Consider the following 23575-nt stretch of genomic DNA (forward strand, 5'->3'; position numbering starts at 1 on the left):
CAACAATGGAAGACTTCAATAGAACAAACGAGATACTCGACTTCGGCGTTCCCGAAGAGAAGCACAGCATCATCAAGGTCATCGGCGTTGGCGGCGGTGGCGGCAATGCTGTCAACCACATGTACAGAGAAGGTATTCACGACGTTACCTTCGTAGTGTGTAACACGGATAATCAGGCTCTTAACGACTCGCCTGTGCCTGTCAAACTGCAGCTGGGCCATGAGGGTCTTGGTGCCGGCAACCGTCCTGAGAAGGCGCGTGCCGCTGCCGAGGAGAGCATCGACGACATCCACAAGATGCTCGACGACGGTACCCGCATGGCATTTATCACCGCTGGTATGGGTGGTGGTACTGGTACTGGTGCCGCCCCTGTCATTGCCCGCGTTTCTAAGGAGATGGACATCCTCACCGTGGGTATCGTCACCATCCCCTTCCGTTTCGAGGGTAACAAGAAGATTGACCAGGCCCTCGACGGTGTTGAGGAGATGCAGAAGCATGTTGATGCCTTGCTTGTCATCAACAACGAACGCCTGCGTGAGATCTATCCCGACCTCTCCTTTCTCGATGCCTTCGGCAAGGCCGACGACACCCTCAGCGTGGCAGCTAAGTCTATCGCTGAGATTATCACCCTCCACGGCACCATGAACCTTGACTTCAACGATGTCAAGACCGTGCTGCAGGACGGTGGCGTCGCCATCATGTCTACTGGCTATGGCGAGGGCGAGGATCGTGTGAAGAAAGCCATCGAAGACGCTCTCAACTCACCCCTGCTCAACGATAACGATATCTTCAACTCTAAGAAGATCCTGCTCAACATCTCGTTCTCACATCAGAAGGATTCGAAGGATAACTTCATGATGGAAGAGATGAATTACGTCCACGAATTCATGGATCGCTTTGGCAACGACTTCGTGTTCAAATGGGGTGTTGCCGTAGACCCAGAGCTCGGCAAACGTGTAAAGGTCACCATCCTGGCTACAGGCTTTGGCATCCAGAGCATCGACGGTATGGAAGAGCGTCTGCTTAAGCAGCAGACCCGTGAGGACGCCAACCGTCTGGCCGAGGAGGCAGAGCGTGCTGCAAAGCGTGAGGAGCGTCGTGGTCATTTCTATGGCGACAGCGACTCCGCCCGTCGTTACAAGCGTCGTCCCAACATCTATATCTTCAGCCCTGAAGACCTCGACAACGATGATGTCATCTCCGCTGTAGAGCAGACGCCCACCTACAAGCGAACCCGTGAGATCCTCGCCAGTATTGGCAGCAGTCAGGATATCATCGAGGAGGACGTCGTCCGTCACGATGCCCCTGATGTTCAGCAGGGAGTCATTAGCTTTGTATAATCACACACTAATTCTATCAATAAAGGGCACCCCATATGGAGTGCCCTTTTTCTTTTTTCATCCCCTAGCAAGCACCACCCTAAAGGGATGTCGAGCGACTCCCTAACTAGAAAAAATTATTTTCCTAACTAGCGAGATAAAATTCTCCAGTTAAGTGACAAAAAATGAAGTCGGACTAGCGGCACATGAAATGCCATCCATCACCCACCTCAAACCCTATACCATAGGGGCTTTCGGCATATAGGCAAGCGACAATCTGCAAAAAAACGTTAACAAAGAATCTTTTGTTCGAATTTTTCATGAAATATAATGAATTTTTATTATCTTTGCAGCAACTAACCAAGGTCGTTGGGAGGTAAAAAGGGTTCGCCCCCTTCAATGACATATTACAAACCTAGAACCCTGCCTTTAAGTATTATGAAAAAATTTTTGTTGTTAGGAGCAATGCTCGTTTGCGGTATGGTAGCAAAAGCTCAGTTCGTTCTGACTCCTCAGGTGGGTGCCACATTGGCTACAGCTACAGACTATGATGACTCTAAGATGAAGGTTGGCCTCGTTGCTGGTGCTAATCTGGAGTATCCTATTACCGAAGCATTCAGTGTTTCTGGTGGTCTGCTCTATACGATGCAGGGATCAGCCTTTAAGGATGCTGATGACAAACTTAAGCTTGATTATCTGAATGTCCCCATTCTGGCTCAGTATCAGCTGATGGATGGTCTGAAGGTTAAGGCTGGTGTGCAGCCCGGATTCCTGATGTCGGCAAAAATGGGTGATACTGATATTAAGGATGACTGCGAGTCTTTCGACTTGGCAATTCCTGTGGGCCTGTCTTACGAGTTCTCTGACTTTGTGATTGATGCTCGTTACAATCTTGGTACCAGCAAGGTCAACAAGGTTGGCAACAAGAGCAACAAAAACAGCGTCTTCATGCTGACCCTGGGCTACAAGATCCCATTCTAAGCATTCTCTTAAGTAATTAGATAAAAAGCACCGCTGCTCCTCGAGGAACAGCGGTGCTTATTCTTTGTGTGAAGGTGATTCTTAATCCTCGCCCTTGGCGACGATGGCCGAACGCTTCTCCTTGATACGGGCTGCCTTACCAGTGAGCTTACGCAGGTAGTACAGCTTAGCGCGGCGAACCTTACCAACCTTGTTCACTTCAATGCTGTCGATGTTGGGCGACTCGATGGGGAAGATACGCTCTACACCCACGGTGCCAGACATTTTGCGAACAGTGAAACGCTTCTTCTCTCCGTGACCAGCAATCTTGATGACTACACCACGATAGAGCTGAATACGCTCCTTGGTACCCTCGATAATTTTGTAAGCGACAGTCACAGTGTCACCAGCCTTGAAGGTGGGGTGCTGCTTGCCGGTTGCAAATGCTTCTTCAGCAACTTTAATTAAATCCATTTTTCTTTGATAATTAAATTTGTTGTATCGTTCCAACGCAACATAACAGGCAACTCTCCTATCTTCCTGCCAGCGATTACGCGGAAAGCGGGTGCAAAGGTACTGCTTTTTAAGTGAAAAGTGAAAAGTGAAAAGTGAAAAGTGCTCTTTGTTAACGTTTTTTAGGAATAAATTATCAAGGCTAACATGCAGACTATGAAGTATTTTTGCTATTTTTGCACAAAAATTTGATGTTATGAGAAAACTGTTGTTGCTTCTGGCTGTGCCTTCTGTGATGATGCTCACAGCCTGTTCGTCACACTACCAACTGACGGATGTGTCGCGTACTCGCATCCTGATTGACAAGACCTATGACGCTGCCCCTGATGCTGCTGCCGCTGCCTTTTTGGCTCCATATAAACAAACGGTAGACTCGGTGATGGGGCCTGTGGTGGGCGAAGTGGCCAGGGATATGGCAGCCGAACGTCCTGAGAGTACGCTGTCGAACCTGCTGCCCGATATCTTTATGCACATGGCGCAGCACTACAACGAGAAGCCCGACTTTGCCGTATATAACATGGGCGGTATCCGTGCAGCGTTGTCGAAGGGCAAGGTGACCTACGGAGACATTCTCGATGTGGCACCGTTTGAGAATAAGATCTGTTTCCTGACGCTGAGTGGCGACAAGGTGCTGGAGCTGTTCTCGCAGATTGCCATGCGTGGCGGCGAGGGCGTGAGCAAGGGCGTGCAACTGGTGATTACGAAGGACGGTCAGTTGCTGTCGGCCCGTGTGAATGGCAAGGAGATAGACCCGCAGGCCAGCTATCGCATCACCACCATCGACTATCTGGCTCAGGGCAACGACGGCATGCCAGCCTTCAAAAGCGGCACAGACCTGAACTCACCCAAGGACGACAAGAACAATGCCCGCTATGTGATTACCGATTACTTCCGCGAGATGATGAAGGCCGGCAAGGCTGTTGATGCAAAGGTTGAAGGACGTATCATTGTGAGGTGAAAGGCGAAGGGTGAAAGGTGAAGGGAGAAAAGATTCGTGTTCGAAACAATAATCATGGTATAGAAATGAAAAGAATTGCTATCATATCGATATTAGTTTGTTTATTCGTGGGTGTCGGCGCTAAGGGGCCGAAGAAGATTACCGTGTTGCACACCAGCGACACCCACTCGTGCATACTGCCTCTGAATAAGAACCTGGCCGACACGATGCTGGCCGACCGAGGAGGATTCCTGCGGCGCATCAGCATGCTGAAGCAGGAGCGGGCTAAAGACCCAAACCTGCTACTGTTTGACTGTGGCGACTTCTCACAGGGCTCCAGCTACTACACCATGTTCAAGGGCGACGTGGAGGTAGGACTGATGAACCAGATGCACTACGACGCCGTCACCATTGGCAATCATGAGTTCGACTTCGGCCTGGACAATATGATACGCCTGTTTAAGATGGCCAACTTCCCCGTTGTATGCTCGAACTACGACTTTGGCAATACGGAGCTGAAGGATATCGTAAAACCCTATGTCGTGCTGAAGCGCCAGGGTGTGAAGATTGGCGTCTTTGCCCTCTGTCCGCCACTCGAAGGCTTGGTATCTACAAAGAACTACGGCCCGCTGAAGTTCCTGAACCCTGTGGAGGTGACTAACAGCATGGTAGATGTACTGAGAAACAAGGAGAAGTGCGACGTGGTTATCTGTCTGAGTCATCTGGGCTGGGAGGTAACGGAGTATCCAGACAACACCCTCATCAAGAACACCAGCGGCATTGACTTGGTGCTAGGTGGACATAGTCACACCTATCTGAAGACCCTAGGCTACGAGACAGACAAGACAGGTAAGCAAGTACCCGTAGACCATGAGGGCAAACATGGAGTCTTTATAGGAAAGATATTGCTGACGCTGGAGAAGAAATAGGAGTATTACTCGAAATAAAGCGTAAAGAGAAACATCTTGGTACGCACACCGTCTACGCCATTGATACTATTGGCGTAGACTCTTTTGTTCACGTCAATGAGTTCGTTGACGTGATCCTTATCGAGGGCGTTGGTAAGTCCATAACAGAACTTCAGTTCAGGAATCAGCTTGAAGTAAGGCAGGTAGAAGTCACAACCCAGACCCACGTTCACCATCGCATCGAAACGTTTCAGACGGACATAGTCCTGGTCCTTGCCTGCCAGGTTGATCATTGGACTGAAACCTGCTACAACATAAGGCCGGTAGTTGTTAAAACGTGGTGCTGAGAACTTCAGGTCGAGAGGAATAGCCAGATAGCTGTTCTTCAGGTCTTGTGTCGTCTCACGTGGATGTCCGGCATCATTCAGGTCATTAAAGTCACGAAATACCAGATGCTTCGAACCGAAATGCATGGTTGGTGATATCCTAACGTTGAAGTTGTCGCTCAGGCGGAAGTCGCCCAGCACACCCACGCTGAAGCCTGGGTTCCAGTTGTCAACGTCACAAGTGATTGTACGCATGGTTCCGTCTTCTAACAACTGTGGACCCACATTGCTCATCTCGGCATCCTGCAGGTTCAGACCCATGCTGATGCCGAAATGGAAGGGACGCAAATCGATGTAAGGTTTATTTTGAACCTTACGCTTCTGCGCCGCTGCTGTCAGGCCGATAGCGACGAGCAATATGACTGTTATAAGACGTTTCATCATTATCAATAACGTGAAAAAACACGTCTTATTGTCCTGGTTGCTATTTCGACATTGTATAAATTGGCAAAAAAGATACCTAAAGTTTGGTATTGTTACGAAAAAAGTTCGTATCTTTGCATCACAATAATTAAGTATTAACTATTCAAACTTTAAGAATTATGGCATATGTAATTGGAGACGACTGTATCTCTTGCGGTACATGTCAAGGTGAGTGCCCCGTTGAGGCTATCTCTGAGGGTGCAGACAAGTATGTAATCGACGCTGATGCTTGCACAGAGTGCGGCACTTGCGCTAGCGTTTGTCCTTCTGAGGCTATCAGCCTGGGCTAATCCTTTTAGCTTTATAAAAAATAAAGGGAGTTCCGATTGGAACTCCCTTTTTGGTTGTATTAGTTTGCTGCTTTCTCCAGCGCCTCAACCACCTTCTTGATTTCGGCATCGTCGGGCTGCAGTTCCAGCAGTTTCTTTGAATTCTCGTAGGCTGCCTTGTTGTTCTTCTGCTTCACGTTGTAACGCATCAGGTAAGAGTAAGCGTCGAACAGACGGGTCTTATCGGTAGCGTCAACTTCCTCGTGAGCTGTGACGAGTTCGATGAGACGCTCGAAGTTAGCCTTAGCCAGACCAGTCAGGTCAGTATCCTGCTGAGCCATCAGGCGACCACGCTGCCAGAGAGCATACTCCTCAGCATCGGGGAACTTCACAGCGAGCTCTTCCCACATCTTGTCAGCCTTTGCAAAAGCCTCTGCCCTAGCCTCACCTTCGAGTGAGCGGGCGTAGCTGTTCTGCAGCAGACCCAGACCAGCCTGATCGGTAGCGTCAGCGTCTTCCTTAGCATTCAGGTATGACTGATAGCTCTCAATGGCGTTAGGATAGTCCTTCAGGCTCTTGTAGGAGTCAGAGATGCCTTTATAGAGGTCAGCATGCAGGCTCTTATCCTCACCAGGCTGTGCCAGAGCTTCCTTATATTTGGCGATAGCCTCTTCAAACTGCTCGTTGCCGAAGAGGGCCTTACCATAATTCTGATAGTCAAGATCAGAGAGCTTCACGCTGTCCTTGTCAACCTTGGTGAACAGCACCTCAGCATACTTCAGAGCCTCAGAATACTGCTTCAGGTCGTTGCAGTTCATCATGGCGAAGCGGTTCAGGGTGGCGTTCAGGGGCTCCTTAGCCAGACCAGCCACTACAACCTTCTGTGACTCGTCGTACTTACGAGCCAGCTGCAGGGCACGGGCATACTCAATGAAGTCCATACGGGTCAGCTCGCTGGTAGAAACCTTTGAGAAGGCCTCGATAGCAGTAGCATAGCGCTGCTGGCTGTAGCTGATATGACCAATGAGACGGTCAACGGGATAGCTGGGAACCTCGTTGCGCAACTCTTCAAGCTTTGCCACAGCACCCTCAGGACTTACCCTGCTATATACGATGGCATACTTACGGTATGCATCGGGGTTCTTGGGGTCAGCCAGGATAGCCTGCTCGTAGTTGCTGGCAGCCTCACCGCCTCTGTCGCCCATAGCGGCCAGGTCACCCAACAGGATATAGGCAGGAGCATAGTTATTCTTCTTCAGCGCATTGGCCTTCATGGCACACTCCTTAGCGTTCACAGAATCCTCAGCCTCGAAGAAGGCACGTCCGAATGCCACCAGGTTCTCGGCATTCTTCTTGTTCTTGCTCACGTAGTTCTTCACCTGCTTGTCATAGTCGGCAGGCTTGTTCTTGATAATCTCTTTCAAGGCATCAATATCGGCGCTTGTGCCGGTCTGTGCCATTGTGCTAGCGCTGCATCCAAACAGCAGAGCACCCATCAGTAAATATTTCATTGTCTTCATAATCATTTTGGTTTAAAATAGTGAGACTTGTGTTGTTATATCCTATGTTCTTTTGATGATTCAAATGTTAAAACGTTTAATCACTCTATCACCACATCCCTGACGGAGTATTCTGCACGGGCAGGGAAAAGACCTGCATTGAAGAAGATGAGCTGACCAGGGTTTGGCAGCCAGCAGAAATTCTTAAAGGCCCTAGGCACACCTGTAGAACGCGGGTCAATGCAGATGGCATAGAGGGTGCGGATAAAGGGATAGTAATTGTAGGCGATGTTATACTGGTCAGGGGTGTAGCTGTTGCTACGTGTAGCCTCAGAGGCTCGGCTTACCCGCATCACCTTGATAGTGCGGTTATAAATAAGATTGGTGGTGTCGCGCTGGTCGTTGAGCCAGATGCTACCTACCACACCAATAGCGTTCTCGTGGCTCTCAACATATTCCACCACCTCGGCACTGGTCATCGCAGCCTGTACGTTGCCATCGGTCTTCAGCTCTTTACCCTGCATGATGGAGTCGACCACAAATTTCAGAGTAGCCGATTTGGGATTGTCGAATACCACCTTAATCTTCTTCATATGATTGTCAGGGTTCAGTTCTTCCCATGATGTCACCTCACCCGACATAATCTTACGGAAGTTCTCGACGGTGATCATCGAGTCTGGGTTTGCCTTATTGACAATGAGTGCCAGTGCATCGTAGGCCAGCTCGGTGCACGTAGGCTTATATTTCAGTTCCTTCAGCGATTCTTCTTCTTTGGGAGTCAGTCTTCGGGTGGTAAACACCAGAAGCACTTCCTGGTTCATCAGTTTCTCGATAGCCTCCTGCTCACTGATGTAGAGCGGATATATGGAGTCGCGCTTGTTCTTCATATTGAAGATGTCCAGTTCCTCATCGATAATGGGACTGAGACTTTCATCGGCAGCAAAGTACTTACATTGCGCCATGTATCTATCGTCAGAAGGCTTGTTCCCACATGAGGGGAACAAGCCTATAAAGAGTGACAATCCAATTAAAAGAATATTGAATTGGGATCTGTTCATTTTTGTTTGATGCTTACTGGAGTTTGAAGGTGACAGGCAGAGTGAACTTCACACGCACAGCCGAACCGTTCTGCTTACCAGGAATCCACTTCGGCATAGCCTTCAGCACACGCACAGCTTCCTTATCGAGTGAGGGGTCAACCGAACGTACTACCTTTACATCGGTAATAGAACCGTCGCGCTCCACAACGAACGTACAAACCACACGTCCCTGAATACCATTCTCCTCGGCGATAACCGGGTACTTGATGCTCTTGTTGAGGTAATCCATCAGAGCCTGGTCACCACCCTTATATTGTGGCATCTGCTCTACAACGTCGAACACCTTGGTTTCTTCAACTGCAGGGGGAACCTCGTCCACCACTTTCTCGTTCACTTTCAGCACGTGCTCAGCTTCGTCACTACCCTGGTCATAGTCGATGGCACCGATGGCGACGTCGCTCTGTGCGACCTCATCCTGTGTCTTCGTTACCTGTTCGGGAGCGTCATCTTCCATTTCGTAGGCGGTGAACTTCTCAGAGTTCATGACAGTCTCTTCAGCCACGAGCTGCTCCAGCTCCTCAACTTCGTAGACCACCTCTTCCTCTTCCTGTTCCTCAGCCTCTTCTTCAATCTGCTCAAGCGTCACCTCGGTCTCGTGCTCTGCCTGTGCTCGTGCAATGGCTTCAGAAGCCACGTTGACGATAAGGAAGGTAGCCACGATAGCGATAAGTCCGGCGAAGAGTGCCAGCATAGCAAAGAGATTACGCTTGCTAGTATCCTGACGAAGGGCATAAGCACCGTAGGCCTCGTTTTTGCCTTCAAACACGAGGTCAATCCATTTTTGGTCTAATAGATCTATCTTTGACATAGTTCTTTCCTTTTTAATGGGTTATTCAATAGCGATGCCATTACCTGACAGAATCTCTGAATCTTTGTCGTTGATCTTATCGATCACGTACTTACCGATACAGCAAATCTGCATCTCATCGAGGATAGTCACCAGATTGTCGTAGTTAGAGTTGTCCAGAGGCTTGATGTTCACAGCCAGTGTGGGCACCATGTCGCTCTCGGTGTACTCTTTCATATCACGATCCACCTTCTCATATTTGGCCTTGACAAGCTCGTTGTTCTGTACCACGTCCACATGACCTTTCTTAATCATGATAAGTGCGCGGTTATAGACTGAGTCGTTGGCCTCCTGCTGAGATTTGGGCAGATTGTTGAACCAGGTATCGAGTTGCTTCTTGGCATCCATCAGCACCTTTGCAGGAGCGTGACGGTGGTTGCGGAGCACCTCGCGGATACCTTCCTTACCCCATGTGGTCTCTTTCAGGAACTCGGGATTACCGAAGTCTTCCTTCTTGTCCACGATGTAGTAGTACAACTTGTCGTCGGCAGCCAGATACAGCGTGATGGTCTGCTCTGTCTTCGACTTATCCTTATCCTCAGCAGTCATGTTGTCATCCTTGGCAGGCATGGTCAGGTGCATAGCCTGAGGCTTTGCCAGGGTAGTACACAGCATGAAGAAGGTAATAAGAAGCATCATCATATCCACCATCGGCGTGAAGTCGACGCGGACATTCATCTTTTTCTGCTTGCTTTCTTTTTTCTTTGCCATAGCTTATTCCTCCAATTTCTTTAACTGTGTAACCAACTTGTAGCGGCTCTCGTTGATATCCTGCAGTTCGGCAATAACCATTTTCACTGCACTGTAGGGTGTGGTCTTGTCAGCCTTGATGCAGATCTCGAGCTTATTGGCAACGCCAATCTTCTCGGCATCCTCAAGGTCGTTATACCACTCCTTATAGCCATTCTTCATGGCCTTCACCCAGAGTTGGAACTCACTCATCTTGTCCTCACGATTCTGCAAGCTGTCGGTGGGGATACCCGTGCTCTTCAGCAGCTTCACCTGGTCCTCGTGTGTTCTTCCCAGGAATTCGGGCAGACTCTTCACGGGAATACCAACCTGTGGACTGACGAGGAACTCCTTCTTCTGCTCAGGTGTGAGCGTGGTCTCGCGCTCCTTCAGCATCTGCTCCAGAGCTTTCTCCAGCGTCACGGTCTTGTCTGTTGCCATCAACACGCGGCCCTCGGGGTCGATCGTGATGTCAAGCACTGCCGATGAAGATACCTTAGCCATAGTTGTAGAACCAGGCGTAACCACCTTCACCACCTCGTTCTTCGTGAAGTTTGCACTCAGCATGAAGAACGTCAGCAGCAGCACCATCACGTCCGACATGGGCGTCATGTCGATCCAGACGTCTGTTTTCTTAATTTTTATCTTACCCATAGTAGTAAAAAGTTTAAAGGGTTAGACAAAATTAAGCCTCGTCTGCGTGTGTAGCGTTGTAGGTCTGAGCCAGTGAATAACCAATCTCGTCGAGTGCAAACGAAATCTTATCGATACGGTTGGTGAAGAAGTTGTAAGATACAACAGCGAGCCAAGAAGTACCGATACCGAAGGCCGTGTTAATCAGAGCCTCAGAAATACCAGCAGACAGCTCAACAGAGTCACCACCACCACCTTGTGCCAGAGCCTGGAATGACTTGATCATACCTACCACAGTACCGAGCAGACCAGTCAGAGTACCCAGAGTAACGATAGTAGCAATGATGGGGAGGTTCATTGTGAGTGTAGGCATCTCAACGGCGATAGCCTCTTCGTGAGCAGCCTGGATGCGAGCAATCTTCACTTCCTTCTTCACACCCTGAGCGGCGTCAGCCTCTTTGTAAGCCATAACGGTAGCGCGAACAACGTTAGCTACAGAACCACCCTGAGCGTTGCAGTGCTGCAGAGCAGCGTCGAAGTTCAGAGCCTTCAGGTCAGCCTTAATCTTAGCGAGGAAAGCAGCGAGCTTCTCCTTACCGATACACTTGCTGAGAGCGAGTACGCGCTCGATAGCCATGAAGATAGTGGTGAGCAACAGAGTGTGGATCACAGGCACGATAACACCACCCTTGTAGATGGTACCCCAGATGTTCAGAGGAGAACCGGCGGGATCGCCACCTTCGAAGTTGCTTGACTGTCCGAAGTTCAGGAAGAAGTTCAAGAAAGCGATGATAGCGCAAATGACGATCACCCAGATAGCGTCCTTAATACCGACGCTGCTTGACTTTTTTGCTGCAGGAGCAGCAGGTTTTGTTGTTGCCATAATTTTTGTTTTGTTTTTAAGTTATTAAATGAATGACTTGTATTTTTTATTCGATTTAACGCTAGTTAGCTATAGAGACACCAATGGCTAAACGCCAATGGGCACTTTGACCTCGCAAAGGTAGCAAATAAAACGATTACTTCGGCAGAGTTTAACTACATTTAACGCTTATTTTAACGATTTTAGAGCCTCGGCAATCCTACGCATCGCTTCGCGTATGTTGTCATCGCTAGTAGCATAGCTCATGCGGAAGCAATCAGGATCGCCGAAGGCGTCACCTCCAACGGTAGCCACATGACCTGTCTCCAACAGATACATCGCCAGGTCGGTGCTATTCTCGATGGTCTTGCCAGCAGGCGTCTTCTTGCCGTAGAAACTGCTACATTTGGGGAACAGATAGAAGGCACCTTCTGGTACGTTCACACCCAGTCCTGGAATCTGACGTGCCAGCTCCACGATGAGGTCACGACGGCGCTCAAAAGCCTGTCGCATGTCCTCTACACACTGCTGACTCTGCGTATAAGCAAACTCGGCAGCTTTCTGACTCACCGAGCAAGGTCCGCTGGTGTACTGTCCCTGCAGTTTGTTACAGCCTTTCACAATCCATTCGGGTGCTGCGATATAGCCGATGCGCCAGCCCGTCATAGCATAAGCCTTGCTGACGCCGTTGACGATGATGGTGCGCTCCTTCATGCCAGGGAACTGAGCTATTGACTCGTGGTGTCCCACGTAGTTGATGTGCTCATAGATTTCGTCGGCCAGCACAAACAAATCTTCATGTTTTAGAATAATGTTTGCAAGTGCGCGCAGTTCCTCTTTATTATATACAGAGCCAGTTGGGTTGCTGGGCGAACAGAGGATAAGCAGACGAGTCTTCGGGGTGATGGCAGCCTCGAGCTGTTCGGGTGTCATCTTGAAGTTCTGCTCGAAAGTAGCCTCCACATAGACGGGGGTACCGCCTGCCAGCAGGGCCATCTGCGGATAGCTCACCCAGTAGGGAGCAGGGATAATTACCTCCTCACCTGGGTTCACCAGTGCCATCACGGTGTTGCAAACGCTCTGCTTAGCGCCATTGCTCACCAGAATCTCATTAGTGGTATAGTCCAGTCCGTTCTCGCGCTTCAACTTCTCCACGATAGCCTTCCTCAGTTCAGGATAGCCAGGAACGGGCGAGTAGCGTGAGTAGTTCTCATCTACAGCGCGTTTGGCAGCATCCTTAATATGGTCGGGCGTGTTAAAGTCGGGCTCTCCGACGCTCAGATTAATCACGTCAATACCCTGAGCTTTCATCTCAGAGCTTTTTTGCGACATAGCCAGTGTGGCCGAGGGTGCAAGTCGTTGCAAACGGTTGGATAATTGTGCCATATTTGTTCAGAATGTTTCTTTCAGCCTGCAAAAGTAATCATTTTATTGCTTCTAAACGAACTTTTGCGTCATTTTATTCTTTCCTTTTTACTTTTTTACCTTTTTTTCTCTCACCTTTCACTTTTCACCTTTCACCTATTTAAGATGCAGCGTGTGGCCCATGCGTTCCTGTTTGGTCTTCAGGTAGCGCAGGTTATACTGGTTGGGAGTCACCTCGATGGGTACGTTCTCTACTATCTCCAGTCCGTAAGCCTCCAGTCCTACACGCTTCACGGGGTTGTTGGTCATGAGTCTCATCTTATGTACTCCCAGATGGCGTAGCATCTGTGCTCCGCAGCCATAGTCGCGTTCGTCAGCCTTGAATCCCAGGCAAAGGTTGGCATCCACAGTGTCGTAACCTTCCTCCTGCAACTTATAGGCTGCCAGTTTATTCATCAGACCGATGCCGCGACCTTCCTGCTGCATATAGACGATGACGCCCTTGCCCTCCTGTTCTATCTTCTGCATGGCCTTATGCAACTGTTCACCACAGTCGCAGCGTCGCGAACCGAGTATATCGCCTGTCATACAAGAAGAATGAACACGCACGAGGATGGGCTCGTCTTCCTTCCATTCTCCCTTGATCAGTGCGAAATGTTCCTGTCCGTTGCTCTTCTGACGGAAGGGAATGATACGGAAGTGTCCGTATTCCGTAGGCATGTCAGCCTCAACACCCACCTCAATCAGCGACTCGCGCTGTAGTCGGTAAGCAATCAGGTCCTTGATGGTGATAATCTTCAGCTGGTGCTCCTTGGCAAAGACCATCAGCTCGGGCATACGAGCCATCGTGCCGTCATCGTTCATAATCTCCATCAGCGCACCAGCAGGATAGAGACCTGCCAGCTTACACAGGTCGATGGCAGCCTCGGTATGTCCACTGCGACGCAGTACGCCGTTGTCCTGTGCATAGAGCGGGTTGATATGTCCTGGTCGTCCGAAGGTCTCGGGTTTCGACGTTGGGTCGGCCAGTGCCTGTATGGTGGCTGCTCTGTCGTGTGCCGACACGCCAGTGGTGCATCCCTCCAGCTTATCTACGGTGACGGTGAAGGGAGTACCCAGCACCGAGGTATTCTCGCTGACCTGCCTGGGCAGGTCCAGCTCCTCGCTGCGGCTCAGGGTGATAGGTGCGCAGAGCACGCCTCGTGCATATTTCAGCATGAAGTTCACCATCTCTGGTGTGATCTTCTCGGCGGCACATATCAAGTCGCCTTCGTTCTCGCGGTCTTCATCGTCAACCACTATGACAAACTTGCCTTCACGGAAGTCGTCGATGGCTTCACTTATCTTGTTCAGCTTGATTGTCTCCATCATTTTGTTGTATTTCAAGTTTTGTATAGTCTTTATATGTCTCGTCAACCAATGTATCCTTCTGCTTTTCTGCCAACTCCTGTATTAACGGCAGCAGTCGGTTGCTGGTGTTATTAATCTCTTTCAGGTCACGATAGAGTCTGAAGCGGAAGCGCAGCATGCGGAAATAGAAGAAGATGCCCAACGGCAGCAGCAGTCCGCTGATGATGTTTAGCCACTTGCGGCCGAAAGGTCTGGTGTGGGCGTGAGTGGCCAGTATGGGGTAGTTGTTCAGCTCATGCAACACCCGTTTGTTGCGTGTGTATCCCAGGTCATCGATAGCCGTCTCCAACACATCATTGATATGTTCTATCTCATGATCGTCTCCAGCCTTGAAGAACACGTTGATGGGGTTAGGCCAGCGCAACAGCTTGTGACTCTCGGAATAGATGGCTATATCCTCGTTGATGGTCTGCAGCATGGTGGCATCCATACGGTATTTCGGCTCATCGATGATAACCTCCTTCCATGCGATATTACGTTTCATGCGTAGTCCCAGCATCCGCATCACCAGCATCTTATAGGCATCAATATTAAATACGGTGGAGTCGCCGTTGGCCTTATAGGTGAAGAATACCGCCAAGGGCGCCAGCACCAGTGTCGAGATGCTCTTGCCGAACCACACCGTCCAGTTGTCGTCGCGAGCCATACGCATGCCGGAGTTCTCGAATATGTAATAGACGATAAACACCAGCACCGAGATGATGACAGGCACACCCAGACCGCCCTTGCGGATGATGGCTCCCAGCGGTGCGCCTATAAAGAAGAAGATGATACACGACAGTGCCAATGTGAACTTACCAATGGCCTCAATCATGTGTATACGCTCATTGCGGTTGAAGTATTTCGCATAGTCGCTCTTCATATCCAGGTCGTTGGCAGCATTCTGAGCCTGTCGTGCAGCAATACGCGTCACATCACGCTGCTGGTCTTTATTCAGGTGGGCATAGAGGGTGTCGATGTCCGGCATCTCCTCCACTGGCGTGGCTTTCAGCCTTACCGAGTCTTCGGCAGGCAGCTGCGCTGCAAACAGCGTGTAGTTACATGCCTCGTGATAGAAGGCCCTGCCTATCGAGTCGTGTGCTAAACGGATAGAGTCCAGGTCTGTGAGTATCTGCACCACGTTCTTCGAGGTGGCGTCGCCAGCTATTCCTGCCATGTCGGCAAGGTTGAAGCCACCGTCAAAGTCCAGCACGATAGTCTTATGTGCAAAGGTCTCACGGCGGTAGGGCACCTCGGCAGTACCTCCCACATCCTGCGACCTCATGTTCTCAAACCACTCTCCACTCCATAGTGTCAGCAGCAAGTGCATCTTCTCCTCAGTAGACTGCAGCATACCTGAGTCTGCCAGGATGATGGTCTGGTCTTCGTAGGTGTGCGACTGTCTGTAGATCATGATACCGTAGAGCTTACCCGTCTTCAGGTCTTTCTTCTCTACGTAGAGGTTCGAGTTAGGTATGCCGTCGTAGAAGATGCCCTCTGGGATTTCCAGTTCCGGACTCTTCTGCTTCATCGATATCAGCAACTGTGCAAACTGTCTGTTAGCATAAGGCACCACGATATTCTGGAAAAAGAACGAGATTCCCGCAATCAGACAGACAAAGACAATCAGCGAACGCATGGACTGCATCAGCGAGATACCTGCCGCCTTGATGGCAGTCAGCTCCGAGCTCTCACCCAGGTTACCGTAGGCTATCAGCGACGACAGCAGGATGGCCAGAGGGAAGGCCTGCGGCATCAGTCCCAGACCCATGTACCAGAAGAACTGTGCCAGCACCTCCATCGAGAGGCCCTTACCAATCATCTCGTCCACATAGCGCCACAGGAACTGCATCATCAGTACAAACAGACAGATGAAGAAAGTTCCCAAGAACAGCAACCCGAACTGCTTGGTAATAAAAATGTCTAACTTTTTTATTCTAAACATGCTAACAGGCTGCAAAGGTAGTGATAAAAATTGAAAATTGATAATTGATAATTGAAAATTATCTGTTATTAAGCATTATTCATTATCAATTATCAATTTTCAATCCTTCAACTCCTCAGTTTTATTTCAGAACCCGCTCGACTGGTGCAGACGGTCCAGATTGCCGTCCCATAGCTCGTGCAGGTCGTCGATATCCTCGGCATAAGCATAATCCTCTACAAAGAGACACAGTTCGTCAGTCAGCTCGCTGCGACCTATTCGCATCTCCCAGAAGGCGTCGTCCTCTTCTTCGTCCACCCATCTGAGGCGTATATGACTGTTTTTCTGTCGTTCCACTATGTTGGCCTTCAGTGTGTGGTGTTCGCCGTAGGGGTTGCCCCAGGTGAGATTCAACACGCCGTTGTCCTCAACAACGCGGTCGGCCAACCATCGCTCCAGTCCGTGGTCAGTGCTCAACAGCTGCCACAGAAGATCCGGCTTGCGGGCTGAAAGAGGATATTCCAAGCTTAATCGTTGTTTCTGCATAATGTTCAAGTTAGTCATTCGCCATTAGGGAATTATGTTATTTCGGCTACAAAGGTACAAAAAAGGTTACAAAACACCGCTCAAAAGGAAGAAAAAAAAAACCAAATTCATAAAAAACGTTAACAAAGAAAACTTTTCACTTTTCACTTTTCACTTTTCACTTAAAAAGCAGTACCTTTGCACCCGCTTACGAGCAGATGGCGGGATAGCTCAGCTGGTTAGAGCGCATGATTCATAATCATGAGGTCGCCGGTTCAATCCCGGCTCCCGCTACTTACAACGAAATGCAGGATTGTGCCGAGGGATGTTTCTTCGGCACTTTTTTTTAAGGTATTAGTATATGCAAGACATTAGAAACATTGCCATCATAGCGCATGTAGACCACGGCAAGACGACGTTGGTTGACAAGATGATGCTGGCAGGACATCTTTTCCGTGAGGGACAGAATCTTAGTGACCAAGTGCTCGACGCCAACGACTTGGAGCGTGAGCGTGGCATCACCATCCTTTCCAAGAATGTGAGTATCAACTGGAAGGGCGTCAAAATCAATATCATCGACACCCCGGGTCACTCCGACTTCGGCGGCGAGGTAGAGCGTGTGTTGAACATGGCCGACGGCTGCCTGTTGCTTGTCGACGCCTTCGAGGGCCCCATGCCCCAGACACGCTTTGTGCTGCAGAAGGCCCTGCAGATAGGTCTGAAGCCTATCGTCGTTGTCAACAAGGTCGATAAGCCCAACTGCCGTCCTGAGGAGGTCTACGAGATGGTGTTCGACCTGATGTTCTCACTCAATGCCACCGAGGACCAGCTTGACTTCCCTGTGGTCTATGGCTCTGCCAAGAACGGCTGGATGGGTGAGGACTATAACAAGCCCACCACAGACATTACCTATTTATTAGATAAGATTATCGAGGTGATTCCTGCTCCGCAGCAGATTGAGGGTACCCCCCAGATGCTCATCACCTCACTCGACTATAGCAGCTATCAGGGACGCATCGCCGTGGGCCGTGTGCATCGCGGACAGCTCAAGGATGGCATGCAGGTTACCATCAGCCATCGCGACGGCTCTATGGAGAAGACCAAGATCAAGGAGCTCCACACCTTCGAAGGTATGGGCCATGTGCGTACCGACTCTGTTGACTGTGGAGATATCTGTGCCGTCATCGGACTGGATAAGTTCGAGATTGGCGATACCATCTGCGACCTTGAGAACCCCGAGCCCATGACGCCTATCGCCATCGACGAGCCCACGATGTCTATGCTGTTTACCATCAACGACTCACCCTTCTTCGGCAAGGAGGGTAAGTTTGTCACCTCGCGACATATCAACGACCGCCTGGAGAAGGAACTCGAGAAGAACCTCGCCCTGCGTGTGGAGCCTTTCGAGGACTCTACTGATAAGTGGATTGTCTCAGGTCGTGGTGTGCTCCATCTCTCTGTGCTCATCGAGACCATGCGTCGCGAGGGCTACGAGTTGCAGGTGGGTCAGCCACAGGTTATATATAAAGAGGTGGACGGTGTGAAGTGCGAGCCTATCGAGGAGCTCACCATCAACGTGCCCGAGGAGTTTGCCTCGAAGATGATTGACATGGTGACGCGCCGCAAGGGCGAGATGACGTCTATGGAGAGTCAGGGCGAGCGCACCAATATTGAGTTCGACATCCCCTCACGCGGCATTATCGGTCTGCGCACCAATGTGCTCACCGCCTCTCAGGGCGAAGCCATCATGGCCCACCGCTTCAAGGAGTACCAGCCCTATAAGGGTGAGATTGAGCGTCGTGTCAATGGCTCTATGATTGCCCTCGAGACGGGCAACGCTTATGCCTATGCCATCGACAAGCTGCAGGATCGTGGTAAGTTCTTCATCGACCCGGGCGAGGATGTCTATATGGGTCAGGTGGTTGGCGAGCATGTTCACGACAACGACCTGGTCATCAACGTCTGCAAGGCCAAGCAGCTCACCAACGTGCGTGCCTCTGGTACTGACGAGAAGGCCCGCATCATCCCCAAGGTGGTGATGAGTCTGGAGGAGTGCCTCGAGTATATCAAGGAAGACGAGCTCGTCGAAGTCACGCCTAAGTCCATGCGAATGCGCAAGGTCATCCTCGACCACGACCAGCGCAAGAAGGCTGCCCGTCAGTAAACATGAAACTTGAAACATAAAACAAAAGTCCCCCGCCTGTTGGCGAGGGATTTTTTATTTCATGATCCTATCGAAGATATCAAACAGGTATCCGGCTTTGTTTCTCACCTGCACAGGTTCCGCCTCCACCATATCCGACACCTTCGACTCCACGCAATATCCGTTGTCGTCGTAGTAGTAGCGCATCTCCACATCGATGCCCTCTAACGTCCCCTTGCAGTAGTTGAATATCAGGCTCTCACTCTTTGGGTCAGGGTCTGTGAGATACTCCTCGTAGCTCTCCTCGTACATCGACTCCCTTTTCTCTGTGATGAAGTAACAATGCTGAAACAGCTCGTCTTTGTTCACATGCTCATAGTAGCACTTCAGCCTGGTGGTAGAGGGAGGAATGTCCTCACTCATCTGGTCATTCACCATTATCTCTATCTCGTTTTTCACGCCGTCGCCCTTGTCGTTCTTTGCCATCTTCTCTTTAGCCTGGGCATAGGCGGCGCGAATCTCCTTCAGCCGCTGCGCCTTGGGTGTGGTGGCAGGGTTAGGTGCGCTGCCCACCTCCTCGTAGGGCGGCCGCGTGTTGACAATCTGGTTAAACAGCGCCAGCTCGTTTCTGCCCATCTCCAGGTCACCGTCCCATGAGCTCCAGCTGTGACTGTCCGCCGTGGTCTCCTCGTCCTGCACCTTATGTTTCTGTTCTATGCACCGTCCCTGTTCGTCGTAGTAATAGCGTGTCTCCACCTTGAAACCCGCATGTGTCTCCGCTTTCATAAACGAGAACAGCAGGTGTCCCTTCACTGGGTCGAACAGCATCTCGCGGTAGTTCGTATGTCCGTCTGCCATCCAGTTTCTGGTTATCAGGTAGCACACCGCTTTCCCTGGGAAGTCCTCCTCCCTGTCAACGCTGGCACGTTCAAAGAAATAGCGCGTCTCGGTATCCTCCTCCACGCTATATTCTGCGTCGGCCATCCCCATGTCTATCTGGCTGATGAACACATCCATCGGCGCCTTGCCACCCTTGCCGTTGTCAGCCGCCTTCTGGTGGGCATGGGCATACACCTCCCTGATATGCTTCAGTTGCTCCGCCTTATCCTGGGCGGCAGCCGTCAGCACTATCAGCAGCAAAGTCAGTATGATTGCACAGATTCTTTTCATCTCACACAGATATTAATGTCACACAGATATCACAGAACCAACGGTCGACGGCCGAAGGGAAAGTCAAATTATGCGTCGGCAAATACCTTGCCGTCATCCAGCACCACCTGTAGCTTCGTGTACTCACAGTGGAAGTCGTTCTTCAATCGCTCCAGATAGCGGCGACTCTCCCACAGGCACATCGGCAGGTCGTGCAGCAGGTAGTTGCCGCAGGCCTCAGGACGTGTGGCAGGCACCTCCGTCTGTGTCAGTATCCACTCCAGACAACGCATGGTCAGCTGTCGCATATCTTCTACCGAGTAGTTGCCCGTCATGATGATATACATCCCTGTCAGGCATCCCATAGGTCCCACATACACCACATCGTCCTTCGCCTCACTGTTTCTGAACCATGTAGCCATCAGGTGCTCCAGGCTGTGCATCGCTGCTGGGGCTACTGCCGGCTCCTTGTTGGGCTCCGTTATTCTCAGGTCAAACGTCGTAAACCCTTTGTCTTCTCTCGACACGTAGATACCTGGCTTCAGCTGCGTGTGGTCTATCGTAAAACTCTGTATTACCTCCATAATTACTAATTATTTTCACCTTTGACCTTCGGTCTAGTCTGCTCTCGCTCGGCATAGCTCAAACAAGTTTGCTCTGCTCTCGCTTACTAGCAGCCTTCACTTTTCACTTTTCACCTTCTCAACGAACGTTTTTGTCGTCTCAAACGACTTCTCCGCCACCGTATCCCAGAAGTTATGATACTGCGAGGCATCCGTGTCGCGCAGCGGAATATCGCTGACTACTCGGAACGAGATAAACGGCACCTTATTAATATAGCACGTCTGAGCTATGGCGCACGACTCCATATCGATGGCCTTCGCCTCAGGGAAATGGCCAATTATCTCGCGCATCTTCTCCTTCGAGTCCACAAACCAGTCGCCCGTCACTATCAGCCCCTTATGCAGTCTGATATCCGCAGGCTTAATGCTCAGCGCCTTCTTCAGCAGCTCAGGGTCAGCCTGATAACGTGCGGGGAGTCCCTGCACCTGTCCATATACCGTCGTGTCGTCGATGGCTCTGCCGCAATACACGTCGTGGTAGCACAGCTCCGAGCTGACGATGATGTCCTGGATGTTGATGTCGTCGCCGTTGCCGCCAGCGCATCCGCTGCTGATGATGCAGTCCGGCTTGTAGGTGTTGATCATCCGCTGTGCACCCAGCGCAGCGTTCACCTTGCCTATGCCACATTTCTCTACGATGACGTCACTATCCTTAAACACCTGCTGCAGCTGCCGCAGCTCCTTGTCCATTGCCACTATAATTCCTATTCTCATAAGCGTATCTAAACCTTATATTCGTTACTGAATTGACAAAATTAGCAACTATTTCTGAAACAACCAAACAATTAACATTAATAAACAGAAACAAAAAGTGCACCGACCCATTTACTGGGTCAGCGCACATCGTCTTTGACCTTCGGGCATCATAGAGGCAAACCCCTACGCTTGGTTATTTGACCCCTCGGGGTTCTTGGTCTATCCTCATTCCTCTTTCCCCCTTCCTCTGTATGCGGGAACTTATTCACTTATTCAGTTATTCACTTTGGACATTTAGGTTTTTCAAAACGGGAAGGGAGGGGAAAGATGAGGAAAATGGGTGACAAGACATGGTGGTGTGATAATTTATTCAAATTATATATTATGTTATATATATTATATATAATATATATAACATAAAAGTTCTATTTCAAGAAATCGAAGAATACAGATGTCCAAAGTGAATAAGTGAATAAGTGAATAACCTCAATGGGACAGGTACATTACATATTTATCTATACCAGAACTTACCCAGTTACCCACTTACCCAGTTATGACAGGAAGGTTTTAGTAAGCTAAATGAGCGAGTAAAAGTGCTCGCCGAAAATCAAGGGGGTTGAACTGGGAGAGAGAATAGAATTTATCTATTATTAATATTATATATATTATAATATATATAATATCTATAGTACACTATTTCCCAAATTGAAAAACCTTCCTGTCATAGGTGGGTAACTGGGTAAGTGGGTAACTTGCTCGACAATGGAAGAGGGCTTGATTGCTGATGTAAATTTTCTGAAAAATAATTGCTTATTTCTTGCATATGTCGCGAAAAATTCGTACCTTTGCATCATAGATGCAAAACAGACAAAAGCGTCTAAAATTTGCGGGATGGCCATACAGAAAATTTTTCTTAGTGCACGAGGAAGTTCTGCATAGTATAACCGCAAAATCGAGGAACAAAGGAATAGGTTTTAAGGAAGAGGAAAAATTTTTACAACCCTTAAAATTTATAACAATTATGGCACTTAAGGTAAAGGCAGTGGAAAGACTGCTGAAGTTTGACAAGGAATCGGCGGGCAAGTACCGCTATGTGATGAAGCCTGAGATGTACTCTACCCTGACCCAGGCGAAGGTCATCAAGGAGGCTGCCCTTCGCAGCGGCGTAAGTCAGGGCGTGATGAAGGCCTGCTGGGATGCAGCCGGTGAGGTGATCAAGGCATGGGCAACAGAAGGCCACAGCGTGGCTCTGCCTGGACTGGGCACCATGCGCTTCGGTCTGCGCGCCAAGAGCGTGGACGACGTGAACAAGGTGAAGGCTGGCCTCATCTCAAGTCGACGCATCATCTTCACTCCTGACGTCGACCTGAAGGACGAGTTGTCGAAGACTGCCGTGCAGATCACCTGCTACGACCGCGAGGGCAAGGAGGTGAAGCGCGTGACCTCGACTGACGAGGGTAACGTCGAAGATCCCGAAAACGAGGGTGGCAACGAAAACCAGAACCAAAATGGTAGTGGCACCCAGAACGGAGGCAACGGCGGCACCCAGGGCGGTGGCACCAGCGGTGGTGACAACACCGGAGGCAACTCTGGCGGCGAAGGTGGTGACGACGGGTACAACTAAGGTGAAAGGTGAAAGGTGAAAGGTGAAGGCTGCGAGTAAGCGAGAGGAGAGCCAAGCTCGCTTGAGCTCTACCGAGCGTGAGCAGACTAGACCGTAGGTCAAAGAGAATAGACCAAGGGGCCCCGAAGGGGTCGAATAACCTAGCATAGGGGCTTGTCCCTATGATTAAAGGGGCCCCAACCTTTAACCAATAACAATTAAAATTTTAATTAGCTATGAAGAAAGAAAGTTGGAAGACAGTTATTCAGATTATCGTATCGATACTGACGGCAGCGCTGACTGCGCTGGGAACGACATCTTGCATGGGAATCATGTAGGGTGAAGGGTGACGGGTGAAGGGTGAAGGGAGGATAGGCTCTGCCCTACCCGTCCGCTTCACTAGAACAGAACGAAGGCACCGACTCAGAGAAGAGTTGGTGCCTTTGATGTTTTATTTCTTATATTCACTTAATCACGACTTTTTTTCCACCAATGATATTAATGCCCTTCTGTGACCGAGCTGTACACGGCTCTGACTCATTTTTACCATAAAAAACTCCGCTAACTTCACAGCTGGCGGAGTACGTCAATCTCTATTAACTACGTACATATACTTTAAATAAGAACCCAGAGCTTACTGGGGTAAAAAAAACTCCGCGGGCTTCACAGCAGGTGGAGATGTCGTTTATGATATAAAACAATCTATAAAATGTGCTACACTATTTTGTATGAAAATGGCCTGCCTTGGAAGGCAGTTGAGCCTGTCCGCTTTC

General features: G+C 49.8%; 23 protein-coding genes and 1 tRNA gene. 9 read left to right on the forward strand and 15 right to left on the reverse strand.

Going from position 1 to position 23575, the window contains the following annotated elements:
- The first annotated feature begins 5 nt into the window (after positions 1-5).
- Together ftsZ and Q0R57_RS01195 are read left to right on the forward strand one after the other, a co-directional pair.
- Positions 6-1340 carry a cell division protein FtsZ gene (gene ftsZ, locus Q0R57_RS01190; protein ID WP_294743094.1) on the forward strand — a complete coding sequence of 445 codons (1335 nt, stop codon included), beginning with the start codon at positions 6-8 and terminating at the stop codon, positions 1338-1340.
- Positions 1341-1757: 417 nt separating this feature from the next.
- Positions 1758-2300 carry a porin family protein gene (locus Q0R57_RS01195; RefSeq protein ID WP_294743098.1) on the forward strand — a complete coding sequence of 181 codons (543 nt, stop codon included), beginning with the start codon at positions 1758-1760 and terminating at the stop codon, positions 2298-2300.
- An 81-nt stretch (positions 2301-2381) separates the two neighbouring features.
- Here the strand turns inward: Q0R57_RS01195 and rplS are convergent, their stop codons facing one another.
- A complete protein-coding gene (gene rplS, locus Q0R57_RS01200) occupies positions 2382-2753 on the reverse strand; it encodes a 50S ribosomal protein L19 (protein WP_294743101.1) in 372 nt (123 codons plus the stop codon).
- A 235-nt stretch (positions 2754-2988) separates the two neighbouring features.
- On the opposite strand from rplS, the gene Q0R57_RS01205 reads away from it, so the two are divergent.
- On the forward strand, positions 2989-3750 hold the full coding sequence (locus Q0R57_RS01205; RefSeq protein WP_294743103.1) for a 5'-nucleotidase: 762 nt from the start codon (positions 2989-2991) through the stop codon (positions 3748-3750).
- 65 nt (positions 3751-3815) lie between these two features.
- Complete coding sequence (locus Q0R57_RS01210) at positions 3816-4658, forward strand: metallophosphatase (protein WP_294743105.1); 843 nt, start codon at positions 3816-3818, stop codon at positions 4656-4658.
- A gap of 5 nt (positions 4659-4663) precedes the next feature.
- On the opposite strand, the gene Q0R57_RS01215 is transcribed toward Q0R57_RS01210, so the two are convergent.
- Positions 4664-5404 carry a porin family protein gene (locus Q0R57_RS01215; protein ID WP_294743396.1) on the reverse strand — a complete coding sequence of 247 codons (741 nt, stop codon included), beginning with the start codon at positions 5402-5404 and terminating at the stop codon, positions 4664-4666.
- Between the two features lie 161 nt (positions 5405-5565).
- On the opposite strand from Q0R57_RS01215, the gene Q0R57_RS01220 reads away from it, so the two are divergent.
- Positions 5566-5736: a 4Fe-4S binding protein gene (locus Q0R57_RS01220; protein ID WP_091813699.1), complete on the forward strand. Its 171-nt coding sequence runs from the start codon at positions 5566-5568 to the stop codon at positions 5734-5736.
- A gap of 59 nt (positions 5737-5795) precedes the next feature.
- Here Q0R57_RS01220 and Q0R57_RS01225 read toward each other — a convergent pair whose 3' ends face one another.
- The 10 genes from Q0R57_RS01225 to Q0R57_RS01270 form a co-directional block, all read right to left on the reverse strand.
- Entirely contained in the window at positions 5796-7235 is a 1440-nt protein-coding gene (locus Q0R57_RS01225; protein ID WP_294743112.1) for a hypothetical protein, read from the reverse strand.
- Positions 7236-7315: 80 nt separating this feature from the next.
- Complete coding sequence (locus tag Q0R57_RS01230) at positions 7316-8272, reverse strand: substrate-binding domain-containing protein (protein ID WP_294743115.1); 957 nt, start codon at positions 8270-8272, stop codon at positions 7316-7318.
- A gap of 13 nt (positions 8273-8285) precedes the next feature.
- Complete coding sequence (locus Q0R57_RS01235; RefSeq protein ID WP_294743119.1) at positions 8286-9122, reverse strand: energy transducer TonB; 837 nt, start codon at positions 9120-9122, stop codon at positions 8286-8288.
- Between the two features lie 21 nt (positions 9123-9143).
- Positions 9144-9872 (reverse strand): biopolymer transporter ExbD, encoded by a 729-nt coding sequence (locus tag Q0R57_RS01240; RefSeq protein WP_294743122.1) that lies wholly within the window; start codon positions 9870-9872, stop codon positions 9144-9146.
- Between the two features lie 3 nt (positions 9873-9875).
- Complete coding sequence (locus Q0R57_RS01245; protein WP_294743124.1) at positions 9876-10544, reverse strand: biopolymer transporter ExbD; 669 nt, start codon at positions 10542-10544, stop codon at positions 9876-9878.
- Positions 10545-10575: 31 nt separating this feature from the next.
- On the reverse strand, positions 10576-11406 hold the full coding sequence (locus tag Q0R57_RS01250; protein WP_294743126.1) for a MotA/TolQ/ExbB proton channel family protein: 831 nt from the start codon (positions 11404-11406) through the stop codon (positions 10576-10578).
- A 168-nt stretch (positions 11407-11574) separates the two neighbouring features.
- The gene (locus Q0R57_RS01255) at positions 11575-12771 is read right to left on the reverse strand and encodes a pyridoxal phosphate-dependent aminotransferase (protein ID WP_294743128.1); all 1197 of its coding nucleotides are present in this window, start codon (positions 12769-12771) and stop codon (positions 11575-11577) included.
- A gap of 135 nt (positions 12772-12906) precedes the next feature.
- Positions 12907-14118, reverse strand: a complete 1212-nt coding sequence (locus Q0R57_RS01260; protein ID WP_294743397.1) for a bifunctional 3,4-dihydroxy-2-butanone-4-phosphate synthase/GTP cyclohydrolase II — start codon at positions 14116-14118, stop codon at positions 12907-12909.
- Positions 14087-16084, reverse strand: coding sequence for an LptF/LptG family permease (locus Q0R57_RS01265; protein WP_294743131.1), 1998 nt, complete (start codon positions 16082-16084; stop codon positions 14087-14089). The genes Q0R57_RS01260 and Q0R57_RS01265 overlap by 32 nt, the downstream gene beginning before the upstream one ends.
- A 126-nt stretch (positions 16085-16210) precedes the next feature.
- On the reverse strand, positions 16211-16609 hold the full coding sequence (locus Q0R57_RS01270; RefSeq protein ID WP_294743133.1) for an START-like domain-containing protein: 399 nt from the start codon (positions 16607-16609) through the stop codon (positions 16211-16213).
- 199 nt (positions 16610-16808) lie between these two features.
- On the opposite strand from Q0R57_RS01270, the gene Q0R57_RS01275 reads away from it, so the two are divergent.
- Positions 16809-16882 (forward strand) — tRNA-Met (locus tag Q0R57_RS01275).
- Between the two features lie 67 nt (positions 16883-16949).
- A complete protein-coding gene (gene typA, locus Q0R57_RS01280; RefSeq protein ID WP_294743136.1) occupies positions 16950-18752 on the forward strand; it encodes a translational GTPase TypA in 1803 nt (600 codons plus the stop codon).
- A 54-nt stretch (positions 18753-18806) separates the two neighbouring features.
- Here the strand turns inward: typA and Q0R57_RS01285 are convergent, their stop codons facing one another.
- From Q0R57_RS01285 to mtnN, 3 genes are all read right to left on the reverse strand, one after another.
- Positions 18807-19901, reverse strand: coding sequence for a hypothetical protein (locus Q0R57_RS01285; protein WP_294743139.1), 1095 nt, complete (start codon positions 19899-19901; stop codon positions 18807-18809).
- A 68-nt stretch (positions 19902-19969) separates the two neighbouring features.
- Entirely contained in the window at positions 19970-20464 is a 495-nt protein-coding gene (locus Q0R57_RS01290; protein ID WP_294743143.1) for an S-ribosylhomocysteine lyase, read from the reverse strand.
- Between the two features lie 96 nt (positions 20465-20560).
- Positions 20561-21217 (reverse strand): 5'-methylthioadenosine/S-adenosylhomocysteine nucleosidase, encoded by a 657-nt coding sequence (gene mtnN, locus Q0R57_RS01295; RefSeq protein WP_294743146.1) that lies wholly within the window; start codon positions 21215-21217, stop codon positions 20561-20563.
- 1003 nt (positions 21218-22220) lie between these two features.
- Here mtnN and Q0R57_RS01300 point away from each other — a divergent pair.
- Positions 22221-22823, forward strand: a complete 603-nt coding sequence (locus tag Q0R57_RS01300; protein WP_294743147.1) for a DNA-binding protein — start codon at positions 22221-22223, stop codon at positions 22821-22823.
- A 215-nt stretch (positions 22824-23038) separates the two neighbouring features.
- Positions 23039-23140 carry a smalltalk protein gene (locus Q0R57_RS01305; protein WP_294743153.1) on the forward strand — a complete coding sequence of 34 codons (102 nt, stop codon included), beginning with the start codon at positions 23039-23041 and terminating at the stop codon, positions 23138-23140.
- The last annotated feature ends 435 nt before the right edge of the window (positions 23141-23575 follow it).

It is taken from the genome of uncultured Prevotella sp., from assembly GCF_946407605.1.
Classification (GTDB): Bacteria; Bacteroidota; Bacteroidia; order Bacteroidales; family Bacteroidaceae; genus Prevotella.